The 16,665-nt window shown below is 62.8% G+C and carries 15 protein-coding genes; 7 read left to right on the plus strand and 8 right to left on the minus strand.

Annotated elements, in window-relative coordinates; all coding sequences use genetic code 11:
• Nucleotides 1-10 precede the first annotated feature (10 nt).
• The 5 genes from I7X09_RS08790 to I7X09_RS08810 are packed head-to-tail and all read right to left on the minus strand — an operon-like array spanning nucleotide 11 to nucleotide 5,380.
• Nucleotides 11-1,243 carry an MFS transporter gene (locus I7X09_RS08790; RefSeq protein WP_200316410.1) on the minus strand — a complete coding sequence of 411 codons (1,233 nt, stop codon included), beginning with the start codon at nucleotides 1,241-1,243 and terminating at the stop codon, nucleotides 11-13.
• Complete coding sequence (locus tag I7X09_RS08795; RefSeq protein WP_200316411.1) at nucleotides 1,240-2,586, minus strand: LLM class flavin-dependent oxidoreductase; 1,347 nt, start codon at nucleotides 2,584-2,586, stop codon at nucleotides 1,240-1,242. Before I7X09_RS08795 ends, I7X09_RS08790 begins: the two co-directional genes overlap by 4 nt.
• A 31-nt stretch (nucleotides 2,587-2,617) precedes the next feature.
• On the minus strand, nucleotides 2,618-3,490 hold the full coding sequence (locus I7X09_RS08800) for an ABC transporter permease (RefSeq protein ID WP_200316412.1): 873 nt from the start codon (nucleotides 3,488-3,490) through the stop codon (nucleotides 2,618-2,620).
• Nucleotides 3,483-4,304 (minus strand): ABC transporter ATP-binding protein, encoded by an 822-nt coding sequence (locus tag I7X09_RS08805; protein WP_200316413.1) that lies wholly within the window; start codon nucleotides 4,302-4,304, stop codon nucleotides 3,483-3,485. The genes I7X09_RS08800 and I7X09_RS08805 overlap by 8 nt, the downstream gene beginning before the upstream one ends.
• Nucleotides 4,301-5,380, minus strand: a complete 1,080-nt coding sequence (locus I7X09_RS08810) for an ABC transporter substrate-binding protein (protein WP_200316414.1) — start codon at nucleotides 5,378-5,380, stop codon at nucleotides 4,301-4,303. Before I7X09_RS08810 ends, I7X09_RS08805 begins: the two co-directional genes overlap by 4 nt.
• Nucleotides 5,381-5,657: 277 nt before the next feature.
• Here I7X09_RS08810 and I7X09_RS08815 point away from each other — a divergent pair, with 277 nt between their 5' ends.
• Nucleotides 5,658-6,620 carry a sigma-70 family RNA polymerase sigma factor gene (locus tag I7X09_RS08815; protein ID WP_200316415.1) on the plus strand — a complete coding sequence of 321 codons (963 nt, stop codon included), beginning with the start codon at nucleotides 5,658-5,660 and terminating at the stop codon, nucleotides 6,618-6,620.
• Here the strand turns inward: I7X09_RS08815 and I7X09_RS08820 are convergent.
• Nucleotides 6,596-8,317 (minus strand): FUSC family protein, encoded by a 1,722-nt coding sequence (locus I7X09_RS08820; protein ID WP_200316416.1) that lies wholly within the window; start codon nucleotides 8,315-8,317, stop codon nucleotides 6,596-6,598. The genes I7X09_RS08815 and I7X09_RS08820 overlap by 25 nt on opposite strands.
• Before the next feature lie 188 nt (nucleotides 8,318-8,505).
• On the opposite strand from I7X09_RS08820, the gene I7X09_RS08825 reads away from it, so the two are divergent.
• Nucleotides 8,506-9,693, plus strand: a complete 1,188-nt coding sequence (locus tag I7X09_RS08825) for an acyl-CoA dehydrogenase family protein (RefSeq protein WP_095968814.1) — start codon at nucleotides 8,506-8,508, stop codon at nucleotides 9,691-9,693.
• Between the two features lie 4 nt (nucleotides 9,694-9,697).
• On the opposite strand, the gene I7X09_RS08830 is transcribed toward I7X09_RS08825, so the two are convergent.
• Entirely contained in the window at nucleotides 9,698-10,315 is a 618-nt protein-coding gene (locus I7X09_RS08830) for a TetR/AcrR family transcriptional regulator (RefSeq protein ID WP_234036857.1), read from the minus strand.
• A 5-nt stretch (nucleotides 10,316-10,320) separates the two neighbouring features.
• The gene (locus I7X09_RS08835; RefSeq protein WP_124567585.1) at nucleotides 10,321-10,977 is read right to left on the minus strand and encodes a TetR/AcrR family transcriptional regulator; all 657 of its coding nucleotides are present in this window, start codon (nucleotides 10,975-10,977) and stop codon (nucleotides 10,321-10,323) included.
• 183 nt (nucleotides 10,978-11,160) lie between these two features.
• On the opposite strand from I7X09_RS08835, the gene I7X09_RS08840 reads away from it, so the two are divergent.
• Genes I7X09_RS08840 through I7X09_RS08860 form a run of 5 tightly spaced genes read left to right on the plus strand, consistent with a single transcriptional unit; the run spans nucleotide 11,161 to nucleotide 16,664 of the window.
• Complete coding sequence (locus tag I7X09_RS08840) at nucleotides 11,161-12,717, plus strand: flavin-containing monooxygenase (protein ID WP_200316417.1); 1,557 nt, start codon at nucleotides 11,161-11,163, stop codon at nucleotides 12,715-12,717.
• The gene (locus tag I7X09_RS08845) at nucleotides 12,717-13,649 is read left to right on the plus strand and encodes a metal-dependent hydrolase (RefSeq protein WP_200316418.1); all 933 of its coding nucleotides are present in this window, start codon (nucleotides 12,717-12,719) and stop codon (nucleotides 13,647-13,649) included. The genes I7X09_RS08840 and I7X09_RS08845 overlap by 1 nt, the downstream gene beginning before the upstream one ends.
• Nucleotides 13,646-14,737: a PDR/VanB family oxidoreductase gene (locus I7X09_RS08850; protein WP_200316419.1), complete on the plus strand. Its 1,092-nt coding sequence runs from the start codon at nucleotides 13,646-13,648 to the stop codon at nucleotides 14,735-14,737. The genes I7X09_RS08845 and I7X09_RS08850 overlap by 4 nt, the downstream gene beginning before the upstream one ends.
• Nucleotides 14,734-15,234 (plus strand): SRPBCC family protein, encoded by a 501-nt coding sequence (locus tag I7X09_RS08855; RefSeq protein WP_200316420.1) that lies wholly within the window; start codon nucleotides 14,734-14,736, stop codon nucleotides 15,232-15,234. The genes I7X09_RS08850 and I7X09_RS08855 overlap by 4 nt, the downstream gene beginning before the upstream one ends.
• Nucleotides 15,231-16,664, plus strand: coding sequence for an aldehyde dehydrogenase family protein (locus I7X09_RS08860; protein ID WP_200316421.1), 1,434 nt, complete (start codon nucleotides 15,231-15,233; stop codon nucleotides 16,662-16,664). Before I7X09_RS08855 ends, I7X09_RS08860 begins: the two co-directional genes overlap by 4 nt.
• Nucleotide 16,665: the final 1 nt, after the last annotated feature.

Consider the following 16,665-nt stretch of genomic DNA (forward strand, 5'->3'; position numbering starts at 1 on the left):
GCGAGCGTACCTACCGTTTCCCGACGCGCGAGCGGGGTGACACCCGCGGCGAGTAGACCGGAATGAAGCGGAACATCATTGCTGCGCCGGCGAACGAAGTCGCGCCCAGGGCGGCGAATGCCCACCCGAGCGGGAACACCGCGGCGAGAAGACCGATCGCGAGCGGCCCACCGAACATGCCCGTGTCGTGGGTCAATCGCCATGCAGCGAGGAACTCGGCGCGCTCCTCGGGCGGAGCGATATCGGCACCGAGAGTCATGATCACGCCGTTGCCCAATCCGTTGCCGATCCCCATCACGACGGCGACCGCGGTCAGCCCCAGTGCACCCGTCGAGAACGGCAGCATCAGGTACGACACACCGATCACCGTCAGAGAAGGCACCGCGACCAGCCTGCGGCCGTACCGGTCCATGATGTGTCCGGCCGGGTACGAGCACAGCAGGTCCACGGCCGCACCGATACCGAAGATCACACTCACCTGGGCTGCATCCAACCCGAGGTGCAATGCCCACAGTGGCAGAACCGCCTCCCGCGAAGCACGGGCTGCGCCCATAAGAAGGGAGCCTGTCCCGAGCGTCGACAGGGCGGCACGATGACGGCGAAGGATGTCCGGGAGGGTGACGTGCCCGTGATCGCCGATGCCCGCCTGCGCCTTTCGCGGCGGGTCGGGAACGCGAGCCATCAGTGCCCCGGCGAGTACGACGCCCACCAACTGGACCAGGAATCCTCCGCGCGCTCCCACCAGGAGAATCACGCCGGCACCGATGAGCGGTCCCAGGAAGAAACCCAACCGCCACATCGCCGCGAACGACGACATCGCTCGGGCCCGTAGCCCGAGTGGCACGGTCTCGGCGAGGTAGCTCTGCCTCGCGAGGCCCCACACCGCATTCGCCAGTCCGGTCAGCAGTGCTCCGACTCCCAGCATCCACGGAGTCTGCGCAAGCAGGCAGATCACCACTCCTGTTGCACCCAAGGAACTTCCGCCGATGATCGATCTTCGCTCACCGAAACGCGACACTATCCGTCCGGCCGGGAGGTCACCGAGTACGGCGCCCAAACCACCGAGGGCAACGATCAGGCCGGCGACGGCGACCGACGCACCCAGATCCCGGGCTGTCACGGCCATGATGGGGGCAGCCGCACCCTGACCGATCCCGAAGATGGCCGCCGGCACGAAAACCGTTGTCACCAGCGGCTTGAGCCCGGCAATCGCCGGCTGTTCCTTGGGTACAGTTTCCGTCACGCGCTCACTTCTGCCGCGTCAGCGGCCCGCGAAAACCGGTTCGCCGGACGATCGAGGCCGTAGTGGCCCCGCAGGGTGGATTCGGTGTACTCGGTTCGGAAGAGCCCACGCGCCTGCAGAATCGGCACGACCCGATCGACAAAGACCTCGAGCCCACCCGGCAGGTACGGCGGCATGATGTTGAAGCCGTCCGCGGCGCCCTTGTCGAACCATTCGGTCAACTCGTCGGCCACCTGCTCCGGTGTCCCGGCGAACGTCCGATGTCCTCGGCCACCACCGAGTTTGCCGATCAACTCTCGAACGGTCAGCTTTTCGCTCTCTGCAAGGTCTTTGACGAGTTGGTATCGACTCTTGTTTCCCTGAATCCGATCGATGTCCGGCAGTGGCGGCAGCGGGGCGTCCAGGGAATGTTCGGTGAGATCGACGCCCACCATGTTCGAGAGTTGGCGCAGTGAATACTCCGGAGAGATCAGGTCCGTGAACGACTGCTCCAGGGCCTTGGCTTCTTCTTCCGTATCCGCGATGAAGGGAACGATGCCCGGCAGCACCTTGATCTCGTCGGGACTACGCCCGTACTTGATCAGCCGAGCTTTGAGATCGTTGTAGAAATCCTGCCCCTGCTCGAGAGTCCGTTGAGCGGTGAACACGGCTTCGGCATATCTCGCCGCGAAATCCTTACCGCTCTCGGAGGAACCGGCCTGCACCAGCAGCGGACGTCCCTGCGGAGACCTCGGCGAATTGAGTGGACCGGCGACCGTGAATCGTTCACCGTCGTGGTCGATCCGATGGACACGATCAGGATCGGCGAAGATTCCGGTCTCTTCGTCCAGGACAACGGCTCCCTCTTCCCAACTGTCCCAGAGTCCGAGCGTCACGTCCAGAAACTCCTCGGCACGCTCGTAACGACCGCTGTGCGCCGGTACTGCATCGAGGCCGAAGTTGGCCGCCTCGTCGGCGCCGGCCGACGTGACGATATTCCATCCGCCGCGTCCCCCGCTGATGTGGTCGAGGGAAGCGAACTTTCTTGCGAGAGTGTACGGATCGCTGTAACTGGTCGACGCCGTCGCAATCAGACCCACCTTGTCGGTGGCTGCAGCGATCGCCGAGAGCAGGGTCACGGGTTCGAAGATCGCCTGCGTGTTGTGCTTGACCCGCGGGCCGACCGCCAGTCCGTCGGCGAAGAACACCGAGTCCAGCTTTCCTCGTTCGGCGATCCTTCCCAACTCCTGGAAGTGCTTGACGTCCAGAAGGTTGGCCGCATTTGTGTGTGGGTGGCGCCACGCCGCCTCGTGATGGCCGACGCCCATCAGGAAGGCGTTCAGATGAAATTGTCGTTCGGACATGAGTTCGCAGAATCTTTCCGTGAAAGTGTGGTCAGGTCGTGACGCGCCAGCGCGAGAGCCGACGTTCGATCAGGACCAGAATCGCGTTGATCGTCAGACCCAGCAACGAGATCGCGACGATACCCGCGTACATGTTCGGGATCTGGAAGTTGAGCTGTGAGGCGGTGATCAGATACCCGAGACCGGCTTTGGCCCCGACCATTTCGGCGGCGATCAGCACGAGAATCGACGATGCGGCGGCCATGCGAATTCCGGTGAAGATCGTGGGCACCGCAGCGGGTAGAACCACCTTCTGGAACAGCCGAATCGAGGAGAACCCCAGCGAGGCAGCGGACTTGATCAGCAGCGGATCGACCGTGCGGACACCGGAAATGGTGTTGAGCAGAATCGGGAAGGTGCAGGCGTAGATCACCAGGGCGATCTTCGATTCCTCACCGATTCCCAGAATCAGCACGAAGACGGGAAGCAGCGCCAAGGCTGCAGTGTTACGGAACAATTCGAGAATCGGGTTGAGGAAGTCGGAGACCGGGCGGTACCAGGCGATCGCAATTCCCAACGGAATCGCGATCGCGATGGCCACGAAGAATCCGGTCAGCGCACGCGTCAGGCTGGCTGAAACATGTTCTTGCAGTTGCCCGTTCTCGGCGAGGGTGAAGAATGCGGACACGACTTCGGTGAAGGGTGGGAGGAAAACCTTGTCCACCAGCCCGAGCCGAGATGCCGCTTCCCAGATCCCGAGGAAAATCGCGATCGCAATCGACGGCTTGGCGATCCGCCACGCGGCGGAACCGACGTAACGCGCCGCCTTACCGCCGGCCTGGCTCCGCTGCGCAATGTCAGGTGTTTTCTCGGGCAACGGTTTCGGGTCGACGACCACGTCCGGCGTTGCCAATGCGCTAGACATGTGCAACCTCCTTGGCGGGATCGAGTTCGCCGGCGCGGGCGCGCTCGACTTCACCGTGCAGCAGTGTCCAGATCCGGTGCCGGAACACTCGGAACTCCTCACCGGATCGCACGTCGTCGCCGGACCTGTCGATGTCGATGTCGACGATCGTCTTGACGCGCCCCGGCCTCGAGGTCAGCACGGCAACACGTTGTCCGAGGTAGATGGCCTCGTCGATTCCGTGGGTGATGAACAGGATCGTCTTGCCGGTGGCCTTCCAGATGCGCAGAAGCTCATCCTGCAGCGACTCCCGTGTCTGTGCGTCCAGGGCTGCAAACGGTTCGTCCATCAGCAACACCTCGGGATCGAAGGCCAGGCTGCGAGCAATCGCAACTCGCTGCTTCATTCCGCCGGACAACTCGTGCGGATAGCGATCCGCGAAGCCTTGCAGACCGACCAGTTCGAGGTAGTGCTCGGCGAGTTCGCGTCGCTCGCTCTTCTTGACGCCCTTCGCCTCGAGTCCGAACTCGATGTTGTGACGTGCAGTGCGCCACGGAAGCAGTGCGTACTGCTGGAAGACGATCCCCCTGTCCAAGCCGGGGCCGGTGATCTGCTTGCCGTCCAGAAGGATTCGACCGGAAGTGGGTGAACTGAGTCCACCGAGAAGGTCAAGGAGAGTTGACTTGCCGCAACCACTCGGCCCTACGAGTACCAGGAACTCCCCCGGCGCCACGTCGATGTTGATGTCCTCGACTGCGGTGAAAACCTCGTCGGTCCCACGAATGTCGAACTGTTTGGTGACGTGCTCGAGCCGTAGTTTCGGTTCTATGCTCATTTTGCTGCCTCCAGTGCCTGTCCGTCAGCGCCGCTGTCGGGTGAATACGTTCCGTTGGCGTATGGATTGAACTCGTTGGTGTAGATGTCCGACGGCTTCAACTTCCCCTCTTCGAGTTCGCCGTTTCGGGTGAGCCAGTCGATCCACGTGCTGATCTCGGTATCGGTGATCGTTCCGCCGGGGCCGGCGACTCCCGGACTCTTCCAGTAGCTGATGAGCTTGGTGTCCTCGTTGCGTCCTCGGTTGTTGATGATCGAGGTCAGCTTCGCGATCACTTCCTCACGCGGGTGCGTCTGAGTCCAGCGGATGGCTCGCGCTGTTCCCTGAACGAAATCGGCGACCGCCTCCTTGTTCTGCGCGATGTAGTCGTCACGGAACACCAACGTGCCGTATGTGAACGAGCCGAACAGCGACTCGTCCGTGAACAGCTCACGAAGACCACCACGTTCGAGCGCGGAGTCGCGGAAGACCGAGCCGAGAGTGGCGACGTCGATCTGTCCCTGCCGCAGCGCTTGTTCCGTGTTGACCGGCGGCACCACGATCAATTCCACCTGCTTGATCTCGTCCGGCGTAAGCCCCTGCCGCGCAAGCCATTCACGCACGACGAACTCGTGGTGCGCGCCGAGGGTATTCATCCCGACCTTCTTGCCGATCAAGTCCTTCGCAGACTTGATCGGACTGTCGTCGAGCACGTAGTACCCGTTGAAGCTCTCCTTGTCCGAGCCGTAGTACCCGATGACCGAGGTGATCGGCGAACCTGCGGAAGCCAACTTCACCACGGCACCGTTGAACGCTCCACCGAACTCGGTTTGACCGGTCGCCGCGTTCTGAATGCTCTGAGGGCCGCTGGTCGTGTCACCGATCCAGTTGAGCTCCACGTCGTTGAAGTAGCCGAGGTCGGCGGCCAACTCGGGGTAGATGACCTGTCCGGTGCTGCCTTCGTACCGCAGGACGGTCTTGCCGTCGGCGGTCTTGACCACTTCGTCGGAGGAGCCCGAGCAGGCAACGGCGAGGCTGGACAGAGTGACAAGAGCGACGACCGCGGCTACCGAGCGCGCGAAACGAGGGCGAATCATGAAGTGGCTTCCTGTAGAAGATGATTGGTTCAGTTCTCGGCTACACCTGTCCGGAGCGCCGTGTGCGGCGCTCGGCACAGGCAGGTGTGGGGAATGTCAGTTCAACGACAACAGTTGAGCGACATGAGCGGGAAAGACCGAAACACGTGGGACTCCAATGAATGTGACGACGGAATCGAGCCGTAAGCAGTGCCGAAACCATACGTCGGCACCCACTACCTGGGTCAACGGTTACATTCATGCCGGATTTAAAGTGTCAGGTCCGTATCATGATGGCATGCTTTCGCCGACGACTGCGCAAGACTTCGAGCAACACCGTGGCCATCTGACGTCGGTGGCCTACCGGCTCACCGGCAGTTTCAGTGACGCCCAGGACGCGGTGCAGGAAACTTGGATACGCTTGCAAGTCGCGCAATCACGCGAAGGTGCCGACCTCGAGATCCGCGAACTGCGCGGATGGCTCACCACCGTTGTCGGGCGGATCTGTCTCGATCATCTCAAGTCGGCCGCGGTGCGCAGAGAAAGCTATGTAGGACAGTGGCTTCCGGAGCCGATCGTCACGGCCGTCGACGCCACCGCGAGCACACCCTCAGCGACACCCGATCCGCTCGCGTACGTGGTGGCTCAGGAACAGAGTCGCTTTGCTGCCCTCGTCGTCCTGGACACCCTCACGCCCGCTCAACGAGTCGCCTTCGTCCTGCACGACGGCTTCGACGTACCGTTCGCCGAGGTGGCCCGCATCCTCGACATCGAAGTCGCCGCCGCCCGACAGTTGGCTTCACGGGCTCGGAAAGCCGCAGCATCGGCGCCGGTACCGGTCAGCAGCGAGGAGCATTCCGCCGCAGTCGAACGATTGGTGACGGCTATCGCGAGTGGAGATCTGAACGCCGTGATCGATGCACTCGATCCCGATGCCGTGCTGATCGGTGACGCAGGCGGAACCACCCGCACGGCGGTCAACATCGTCCGTGGCAGTGATCGCGTGGCGCGGTTCTACCTGGGATTGGCGCGCAAGTACGGACCCGCTGCGGTGTTCTCGATGTCACCGGTTCTCGTCAATGGACAGCTCGGCGGTGTATTCGCCGGCTCACCCGGGGACGACCAGTACCCACAGTTCGCCGCGCGAGTCGCCGGCTTCACCGTTCGCGACGGAGTTGTGTGCGCGGCCTACGACATCGCGAATCCAGCCAAGTTCAGCGCTGTGCCGATGCTCGATCACACCGAACCCGAGCGCAAGTAGCGAGACTCCCATTCTTCGAGGTGAGACCTGGACACCTGCGTTCCGAACCACAGCCGGTGCAGCACATCCGATCCCAGGTGATGTAGTGCGGTGTGCGTTCCCCACCGCTGCGACGCCCATTCGGGTTCGTTGTGGGCGGCGTCGATCCCGGCCATCGTGCTGCCTCGCAGTTCGAAGTCCAGGTCGCGACGAAGCGCGGAAAGCTCGGACCAATTCGCCTGTGGTGCATAGTGCCTTGCGCGGATTTCGGTCAGCAGCTTGAACAGGACACTGCCGGCGCGTTCGTCCACCCAGACCAAAGTCCGTCGATGTGCCCCGCGTCCGACCGTCCACAGGACGATCAACGCCACCACGACTCCGATTGCCGTCTCGAGCATGCGGCTGAGAATCAGATGCTGGACGGTCCCGTGCGCACCACCGGCAGCGCCGAGGAGAATGGCCAGGGCGGTGATGAAGATGACGGCGATCCCGTAGTTCCGCACCAGGAACAGCTCGATCCCCGCCATCAGGACGGCAAGCACCGCCACCATCCACAGACCGGTCGGACCCCATGCATAGATGACGCCCAACAGAATCAACCCGACAACGGTTCCGCCGATGCGATGGATTCCGCGATAGGTGCCCAGTATCCGATCCGGCCCCTGGTGAAGGACCATCGCAGCGGCGATCACCGCCCAGTCCGGGCGATCGATGCCGAGCAGAACAGTGAGGGTTCCCGCCGCCATACAGGCCACTGACAGCCGAAGGGCCGTGATCGACGCTCGGCTGGACGGATTGCAGGCGCGGAGGAACCGATACCGGATCGTCGGATCCGGCAGAGGTGGATGAGCACCGACCTCGTCGACGTCGAATGCGGGGTCCGCCATGAGTTCGGGATCGTGGTCGTCGGAGATCGCCCTTGCCATCGAGATCTGCGCTCGTTGGAGTTCGCGGGTCAACGGGTGGTCCTTCCCGACGATTGCGCCGCGGTACAGGCACTGCCACGCGTCGTGCAGGCGAAGCGCGGCAGCGTGGCGCTTGTCTCGCGCCAACTCCGGCGGGGCGTACGTCGCCTGTGCTTCCGTGTACTCCGCAACGGCCGAAACAGCTGCCTGTACCACGCTGCGCTCTATCGCTCTCGGTGCCCACAGGATGCCCGTCATCGAGACGACCACCGCGCTGATCCCGCCGACAGCCGTCCACGTCGCGACCTCGACCGGCGGCTGGCCGGGAGTGGCGATCACGGAGCTGATCTCGGTGGTGAGCAGTAGGAAGAACGCGCCCGGTGGGCCCAATCGAAGTGCGTCGACGGTAAAGGCGCACGTCGCGACCACGACCGCCATGATCAGTACGACGAAGACCAGGAGAACCGTCGGCGCGCCCTCGGCGATGGCTCGGTGGACCGGCTCCCCGACCGACGCCCCGATGAAGGACAGGATCGTCAGCACCGTCGCGGCGATACCGACTGCCTTCCATCTGCTCCGGTACGGGCGCCCCTCACCGTAGATCGACGCGAACGCGCCGAGGCCGACCAGGAGTGAAGAAGGTCCGAATCCGAGCAGCGTGGCGATGGACGCCGGAATCGCCAGGGCGAGTGCGACCCGAACAGCTCCTGGATACCGGTTTCCCACCGGCGGCAATCCGAACAGGACGCTGCGCGCCGGCTGCGGTGCCGGGAGGCTGGACTCGTGACCCGCTGATGTTTCTTCGGGGTCCACTGCCCATCCTTCGCGCCGGCCTGTTCGTGTCTGTGTCGTCCCATTCTTGCGGGCGGGCGACGTGGCATTCGAGGCGGGTCTGGAGGTCGATTCGACCACTCCCTTATTGACACACCGTCAACAGTGTGGATGATAGGTGGGGTCAGATCCGCTCGCGGGTCGCACTTCATCGATCGGGAGAAATCACGATGACGCAAGGATCAACCGCAGTCGCTGCAACCCGGACCACAGAACGACGGTCCCCGTGGATGGACGACGAATTGGAGTCCGTTGGCGACCTGGCGAGGAACTTCTTCGCCAAACACGTGACACCGCACCAGAAACGCTTCGCGGACCAGGGTTTTCCCGACAAGTCTGCATATCGGGAACTCGGAACACTCGGGCTCGCCGGCATGTCGATCCCCACCGAGTACGGCGGCGGAGGAGGAACTTTCGCACACGACGCCGTCCTGTTTCACGAGCAGGTGATGGCAGGTGATCATTCACTCCAACTCGGTGTGCACTCGGGAATCGTGCCGCACTACCTCAATGCCTACGCCGATCACGAGCACAAACTGCGCTGGTTACCGAAGTTGGTGAGCGGCGAATGGGTGGGCGCAATCGCCATGACCGAGCCCGGCACCGGGTCCGACCTACAGAACATCACCACCCGCGCCGTCCGTGACGGTGACGACTATCTGATCAGTGGCGCAAAGACATTCATCTCCAACGGCCGCAATTGTGATCTGGTGATCATTGCCGCCAAAACCGATCCCAGCCTCGGAGCGCGAGGAGTGTCGCTCATCGTGGCCGAGGTCGACGACAACACACCGGGTTTCGAGCGCGGGCGAATACTCGAGAAGGTCGGACAGAAGGGCCAGGACACCACCGAGTTGTTCTTCGACGGCTTGCGCGTGCCGGTGACAAACCTGCTCGGGGACCGCGAAGGCACAGGATTTGCCCAGCTGATGCAACAGCTACTGCCCGAACGATTGATCTGTGGGGTTGCTGCCACTGCGGCAATGGAGCGTGCAGTCGCCATCACCGTCGAGTACACCAAATCGCGAAACATGTTCGGGCAAACGCTCTTCGATCTGCAGAACACCCGCTTCGAACTTGCCGAGTGCGCGTCCATCGCTCGTATCTCACGAACGTTCATCGACGACTGCATCGTCAGATACCTTGCCGGGCAGCTCGATGCGACTACCGCCGCGATGGCCAAGTACTGGCTCACCGATCAGCAGTGCGCCGTGATCGACCGGTGCGTACAACTGCACGGCGGGTACGGCTACGTCCTCGAATATCCCATCGCCCAGATGTACGCCGACGCTCGCATTCAGCGCATCTACGCCGGATCGAACGAGGTCATGAAAGACCTCGTCGCGAGATCTCTCTGAGCCATCAGGAGTCCGCCTCGCAGGCCGGCAGCACTTCACGCACGATTGCCAGCAAGCTGCGTACCAGCAGAAGGTGCACCTGTTCGCGGTCCAGCGACCCGGTCACCAACCACTGCTTACTGGCGGCCTTCGCCAATCCTCCGTACGCCACGATCACCGAATGAACAGCGGCCTTGCTGCCTTCAGTCGGTTGAATCTCGAGCGCATCCATCATGCGTCGCGCGGCAACGTCGTCCGCGTCCTGCAGGATCCGATCCATCTCGGGATCACGGCGAAGGTCGTCGGACATGACTGTCGAGATCCACATGTCTCGATGACGCCAGGCGACGTCGAGCCACCGATCGATCACGGCGGCGATCCGCTTCTCCTGGCTCGCCGATCGCGGAATGCGGTCCACCGCCACTTCGGGGATGAAGACGAATCGCCGTACGACGTCGAGATACAACTCGCGCTTGGAGCCGAAGTAATGATTGAGCAGCGGACGACCGACCCCAGCGGCCTTGGCCAACTCGGTCATCGAGACGTCGGCATAGGGCTTCTCCTCGAAAACCTTTGCCGCGCTGACAATGATCTGTTCACGGCGGTCTTCGGGTCCGAGACGCTTTCCACTGGCGACCGGCACCGAGTTCATTCTTTTCTCGCCGGCGTGCTGTTGACGGTCGCCTGGGCCTCGACCATGAGCGAAATGTGTTCCACCAACCGCTTTCGAGAGATCTTGGAGGACGGGGTGTGCGCCTGATAGATGAACGCGAGGGCGCCGAACAGCCCCACCGAGTTGAGTTCGGAGTTGGCGGAGTCGGCCGTCTCGCCGCCGTACATCAGCTCCAGCGACGCGGAAATCGGATTGGTGAACTCCGCCATCAGTTCTCGCCCCCGGTCCCACAGGGCTGGTTCCGCCTGGGATTCGACGAACATGATGCGTCCACGGCGCGGATCTTTGAATACGTAGTTGGTGAAGGCCTTCACCACGTGACGGATCAGGGCCGACGGTTCGGAAGGCGCGGCTCCGAGAGCGTCCAGAATGGTGTCACGAGCGCCGAGGACGACTTCGTCGAGCACGGCGACCAACAGTTCGTCACGGTTGGTGAAGCTCTCGTAGAAGTACCGTTCGGTCAGCGCGGCCTCGCGGCACGTCGCACGCATGGTCGCGGCAGCCGCGCCCTCGGTGCCCATGATCTGCAATCCGGCTTCGATCAGCTGCGCCCGGCGCGCGGCGCGGCGGTCTTCCGGTTCCTGCCCACGCCACCTGCGCGGGCCGGTCCGCCGAGCCTCGATATCCGTCATGCCTCCATGTTCTCACTGACCGGCAGTGCTCTCGACCTCAGGTGATCGCGGTGACGCTCGAGAGCGAATTGACAGCGGTTGATGTCAGTCGAACACATTCTGACATCAACCGCTGTTGACATCACATGATGTCAGACTTACTCTTCGTTCAGTTGTTCACGCACCAATCAGGAGGCGTCACACATGGTCGACATCGACCCACCCTCGGGGCCATCGGCCAGTGAAGAGGAAACTCCAACTCGCCGAACACGAGTCGTCGTCATCGGAGCCGGTTTCGGCGGCATCGGAACTGCCGTCCGCTTGAAGCAATCCGGAATCGACGACTTCGTCGTTCTCGAACGCGCTGCGGAACCCGGGGGGACCTGGCAGGTCAATACCTACCCCGGCGCACAGTGCGACATCCCCTCGATCCTGTATTCGTTCTCGTTCGCGCCCAATCCGAACTGGACGCGGCTGTATCCGCTGCAGCCGGAGATCTACGACTATCTCCGCGACTGTGTCCACCGCTTCGGACTCACCGGTCATTTCCACTGCAACCAGGACGTGACAGAGGCATTGTGGGACGAGCATGCCCAGATCTGGCGGGTACACACCTCGGAAACCGTGTGGGAAGCACAGTTCCTCGTTGCGGCCACCGGCCCGTTCAGCGCCCCGGCCACTCCTGACCTCCCCGGACTCGAATCGTTCCGTGGTCAGATGTTCCACACCGCAGACTGGAACCACGATCACGACCTTCGCGGCGAACGGATCGCAGTCGTCGGCACCGGCGCCTCAGCGGTGCAGATCATCCCCAGACTGCAACCGCTCGCAGACACGTTGACCGTGTTCCAGCGGACACCGACGTGGATTCTGCCGCACCCGGATCAGCCGATGACCGGCTGGCCGAGCACCCTCTTCGAGCGGGTACCGCTCGTCCAACGACTCGCACGCAAGGGACTCGACCTCCTTCAAGAAGCCCTGGTACCCGGATTCGTGTACAAGCCGTCACTGCTCGAAGGCTTGGCCGCGCTCGGCCGAGCTCACCTTCGCCGGCAGGTACGCGACCGCGAACTTCGCGCAAAGCTGCTCCCCCACTACGCATTCGGATGCAAGCGTCCGACGTTCTCGAACACCTACTATCCTGCGCTGGCGTCATCCAATGTGGAGGTCGTGACGGACGGAATCGTCGAGGTACAGGAGCGGGGAGTACTCACCGCGGACGGCACTTTCCGCGAAATCGACACCATAGTCATGGGTACCGGCTTTCGCATGGGAGACAACCCGTCGTTCGACATCATCCGAGGCAAGGACGGCCGTAGCCTCGCGCAAACGTGGAACGGCAGCGCCGAGGCCTTCCTCGGCACCACCATCAGCGGGTTTCCGAACTTCTTCATGATTCTCGGCCCCAATTCGGTGGTCTACACCTCACAGGTCGTCACGATCGAAGCGCAGGTCGAGTACATCGTGAGTTGCATTCTCCAAATGGACCAGCGCGGTATCGGCAGCATCGACGTCCGCGCCGAGGTGCAGCGCGAGTTCGTGCGCGCGACCGATCGCCGACTCACCACCAGTGTGTGGAACGCAGGCGGGTGCAGTAGTTACTACCTCGTCGACGGTGGCCGCAACTACACCTTCTATCCCGGATTCAACCGATCCTTCCGTGCCAGGACCAAGCGGGCCGACCTCGCTCACTATTCGCACGTAGAACCCGTCTCGCCCACAGCACTCGCCACTGCTCGAGAAACCGTGAGGAGCCGATAATGCTCGGCATCAACGCCTTCCGAGGCACACCCGTCGTCGCACCGTCCGGCTCCCGCCGCTACACCGACGAGGCACACGCGATCGCTGCCCGCGACGTCGAATTCGACTGGGACGGTGTACCACTGCACTACGTGCCGAACGAACCGATGGTCACCCACGTCATCAACTTCATGCATCTCGTGTTACCGGAGGGAGAGCGGGCCATGTCCGCGACACTCGCCGAAGCACTCCCTCTCATCGAGGACACCCGCCTGTACGAGGAGGTGGTGGGGTTCGTCGGCCAGGAAGCAACACATGCGTCGTCTCACAAGGGTGCACGCGAACATCTTGCGGACCTCGGCATGGACATGAAACCGATGTCACGCCGGATGGACTGGCTCGTGGACAAGATACTGGGCGACAAAGGATTGACCGGAAAAGCCAAGCACGCCTGGCTCTGTGAACGTCTCGGCCTGTTTGCTGCCATGGAGCACTACACGGCAGTGGTCGGGGAATGGCTGCTCACCGATCCCGCGCTCGAAGATGCCGGTATGCACCCGATGATGCTCGACATGGTCAAGTGGCACGGCGCCGAGGAAGTCGAACACCGCAACGTGGCTTTCGACGCCTACATGTACGTGGACGGTAGCTATGCCAGACGCGTTCGCACGGCGCTGCTGGCCAGCTTCACGCTGTTCGTGTTGTTCATCGCCTCGATGAATTACCTTTTCCGACAGGACCCGTCGAAGGCGAAGGGACGCCTGTGGCCTCTGCAGCTGATCAGCGCCACTCGTCGCGGCCTGGTTCCCAACATGAAATTCCTGGTCACCGAGATCCCCCCGTATCTGCGGCCGAGCTTCCATCCGTCCCAGATCGGGGACATGGACGTCGCCATGCGTTACCTCGCTCGCTCACCTGCCGCCAATCGTTCTTCCGGAGAGGGTGAAGGATGAACAAGACGACTGCCGACCGTCCTCACGACGCACCCGACTTCACACCGACTCGGTCGTTGAGGTTTGCCGCGCAGGCTACGGGCGCATACCGTCGAATCTTTGCGTCGAGCCTTGCAGCGCAGATACTTTCGCGCCCCAGCCCGGTCCGCTACAGCGGGTTCGACATGACTCTGGACGTGAAGTCCGTCCGGTTCGAATGCGACGACGTCCTGAGTGTCACCTTGGCCCCGAGGGAAGGCATCACCCTGCCGTCGTGGATTCCCGGCGCTCACCTCGACGTCTTTCTCCCCTCGGGAAGGCAACGACAGTATTCGCTGTGCGGCGACCCCGACGACTTGGCCTCGTATCGGATCGCCGTCCGCAGGATCGACGAGGGTGGGGGCGGCTCGCGCGAGATACACGAGTCGCTGAAACCCGGCATGGTGGTGGACGTCCGAGGGCCACGCAATGCATTTCCGTTTGTCGCTGCTCCGTCGTACCTCTTTGTCGCAGGCGGAATCGGGATCACTCCGCTCCTTCCCATGGTGCAACGTTGTCACCGCCGCGGAATCCCTTGGCGTTTGGATTATCTCGGACGAACTCGGACGGCCATGCCATTTCTCGACGAGATCGAGGAATACTCCAGCGGCCAGGTAACCATCCGACCGGACGACGAGTTGGGCCCGGCGGATATCGAAACACTGGTCGCTGCTGCGGATCCCGGTGCCGCGGTCTACACCTGCGGACCTGCCCCGCTGATGAACATGGTGCGTGCTGCAGCTTTCGCGGGCAACCCGACCGGATCGGTGCACAGTGAGCGTTTCTCCCCACTTCCGGTAGTCGACGGCAAGGAGTTCACGGTGCATCTGGCGCGCACCGGTCTCACCGTCGATGTAGGCGAATCCGAAAGCACTTTGGCTGCAATACGACGCGCACTGCCTGGAGTCGCGTATTCCTGCCAACAGGGCTTCTGCGGTACGTGCAAGGTCCGGGTGCTCTCCGGGACCGTCGATCATCGCGACACCCTTCTCACCGAATCCGAACGTGCCGATTCGATGTTGACCTGTCGATCACGTTCCACCGGTGGATCCCTGGTGGTGGACCTGTGATGGGAAGATTCTCCCTCGCTGCGGCCGACGAAGACTTCATCCGATCCGCGCCGGTGCGGATCACTCACCGGATCGAATCCGAAGCGACGTGCGAAAGCGTGTGGCAGACGTTGACCTCGGATGGAGCGCTCGCGTCCTGGGCGCGCGGGATCACCGGAGCCGACTGGACCTCGGCCAGACCATTCGGCATCGGGACTACGCGAACTGTGCGGGCCGGCGCACTTGCTGCACTGAACGAGAGATTCTTCCGCTGGGACGAGGGAAACCGGATGTCGTTCTACGTGGAGTCTGCGTCACTTCCGGGTTTCCAGCGCTTCGCCGAAGATCTGGTCCTGGAACCGACTTCGGCTGGAAGCCGCCTCACCTGGACGTTCGCGGTGCAAGCGCAGCCGTGGTTCGCCCCGATTCTGTTACTGGCCAGACCGATCCTCGACCGCGTGACCCGCCGCTGGGCCGACGGCGCCGTACGCCACTCACTTCAGGGAAGTCCGCGATGACGACGACCGAGATCGACACGACCACACAGGCGAACGACGACACGGTGACGCAGGCAGTGCGCGACGCGCGTGCTGCTTCCGCGTGGTGGGCAGAACTGACATTCGAGCAACGCGCTCGTCGCCTGGATCGGTGGCGAGGAATCATCGCGCGTCGAGCATCCGAACTCGCCGACGTCGTGCATCGGGACATGGGCAAGCCGCACCCCGACGCGATGCTCGAAATAGCCATGGCACTCGAACATCTCGCGTGGGCGTCGAAGAATGCCCGAAAGGTACTGGGCAGGCGCAGCGTCGGTTCCAGTCTGTTGACGATCAATCAGGCCGCCTCGGTGGAGTATCGGCCTCTCGGGGTGATCGGTGTGATCGGTCCGTGGAACTATCCGGTCTTCACTCCGCTCGGTTCGCTCTCGTTCGCCCTCGCTGCCGGCAACGCCGTGGTCTACAAGCCGAGTGAGTTCGCGCCGGCAGTCGGGCAATGGTTGGTCCGAGCGTTTGCCGAGGTCGTCCCTGAACATCCTGTGCTGCAGGTCGTCACGGGTGACGGTTCCGTCGGCGCGGCACTGTGCCTGGCCGGCGTCGACAAGATCGGGTTCACCGGATCCACCGCCACCGGCAAGAAAGTCATGGCGGCCTGCGCCGAGACCCTCACCCCGGTGTTGATGGAATGCGGCGGCAAGGACGCGCTCATCCTTGATGCCGACGGAAATGTTGGTGCCGCCGCGGACGCTGCAGTGTGGGGTGCGTTGTCCAACTCCGGTCAGACCTGTCTGGGCGTCGAGCGTGTATACGTGCACGAACACGTCTTCGACGAGTTTCTGCACAAGACAACCACTTTGGCTGCCCGAGTTCATGCGGGGCCCGACATCGAGGACAAGATCGGCCCGATCACCATGCCCTCGCAGGTCGACGTCATCCGGCGCCACATAGAAGACGCGGTATCGCGGGGTGGGCGTGTCCTTCTCGGAGGGCTCGGCTCGATCTCCGGTCAGTACGTGCAACCGACCATCATGGTCGACGTCCCCGAAGACAGCCTCGCCGTCACGGAGGAAACTTTCGGCCCGACCATGACGATCACCAAGGTCGCCTCGATGGACGAGGCGGTGAAATTGGTCAATGCGTCACCATACGCGTTGGGAGCAAGCGTGTTCGGCAAGGACGGAGCGGCTGTTGCCGATCGGCTCCGATCCGGAGGAGCGTCGGTGAACTCTTACGTGATGTATGCCGCGGTTCCCAACCTGCCGCTGGGTGGGGTCGGAGCATCCGGTTTCGGGCGCGTGCACGGCCCAGACGGACTGAAGGAGTTCACGTATGCCCGGTCTGTGACCAGGCAACGATTCCGTTCGCCACTACCACTGACGACGTTTCGACGGACCGCCCGAATCGACTGGCTGGTCAAGGTTCTCATCCGCGCGCTACACGGAAGGCACTGAA

Origin of the sequence: Rhodococcus sp. P-2 (assembly GCF_016598535.1) — a bacterium.
Taxonomy (GTDB): domain Bacteria; phylum Actinomycetota; class Actinomycetes; order Mycobacteriales; family Mycobacteriaceae; genus Rhodococcus_F; species Rhodococcus_F baikonurensis.

Bases quoted from the DNA above. Each gene is read 5' to 3' on its own strand.
- I7X09_RS08860 (WP_200316421.1), top strand. From the start codon at position 15,231: ATGACGACGACCGAGATCGACACGACCACACAGGCGAACGACGACACG.
- I7X09_RS08840 (WP_200316417.1), top strand. From the start codon at position 11,161: ATGGTCGACATCGACCCACCCTCGGGGCCATCGGCCAGTGAAGAGGAA.
- I7X09_RS08845 (WP_200316418.1), top strand. From the start codon at position 12,717: ATGCTCGGCATCAACGCCTTCCGAGGCACACCCGTCGTCGCACCGTCC.
- I7X09_RS08815 (WP_200316415.1), top strand. From the start codon at position 5,658: ATGCTTTCGCCGACGACTGCGCAAGACTTCGAGCAACACCGTGGCCAT.
- I7X09_RS08825 (WP_095968814.1), top strand. From the start codon at position 8,506: ATGACGCAAGGATCAACCGCAGTCGCTGCAACCCGGACCACAGAACGA.
- I7X09_RS08810 (WP_200316414.1), bottom strand. From the start codon at position 5,380: ATGATTCGCCCTCGTTTCGCGCGCTCGGTAGCCGCGGTCGTCGCTCTT.
- I7X09_RS08800 (WP_200316412.1), bottom strand. From the start codon at position 3,490: ATGTCTAGCGCATTGGCAACGCCGGACGTGGTCGTCGACCCGAAACCG.
- I7X09_RS08835 (WP_124567585.1), bottom strand. From the start codon at position 10,977: ATGACGGATATCGAGGCTCGGCGGACCGGCCCGCGCAGGTGGCGTGGG.
- I7X09_RS08795 (WP_200316411.1), bottom strand. From the start codon at position 2,586: ATGTCCGAACGACAATTTCATCTGAACGCCTTCCTGATGGGCGTCGGC.
- I7X09_RS08850 (WP_200316419.1), top strand. From the start codon at position 13,646: ATGAACAAGACGACTGCCGACCGTCCTCACGACGCACCCGACTTCACA.
- I7X09_RS08805 (WP_200316413.1), bottom strand. From the start codon at position 4,304: ATGAGCATAGAACCGAAACTACGGCTCGAGCACGTCACCAAACAGTTC.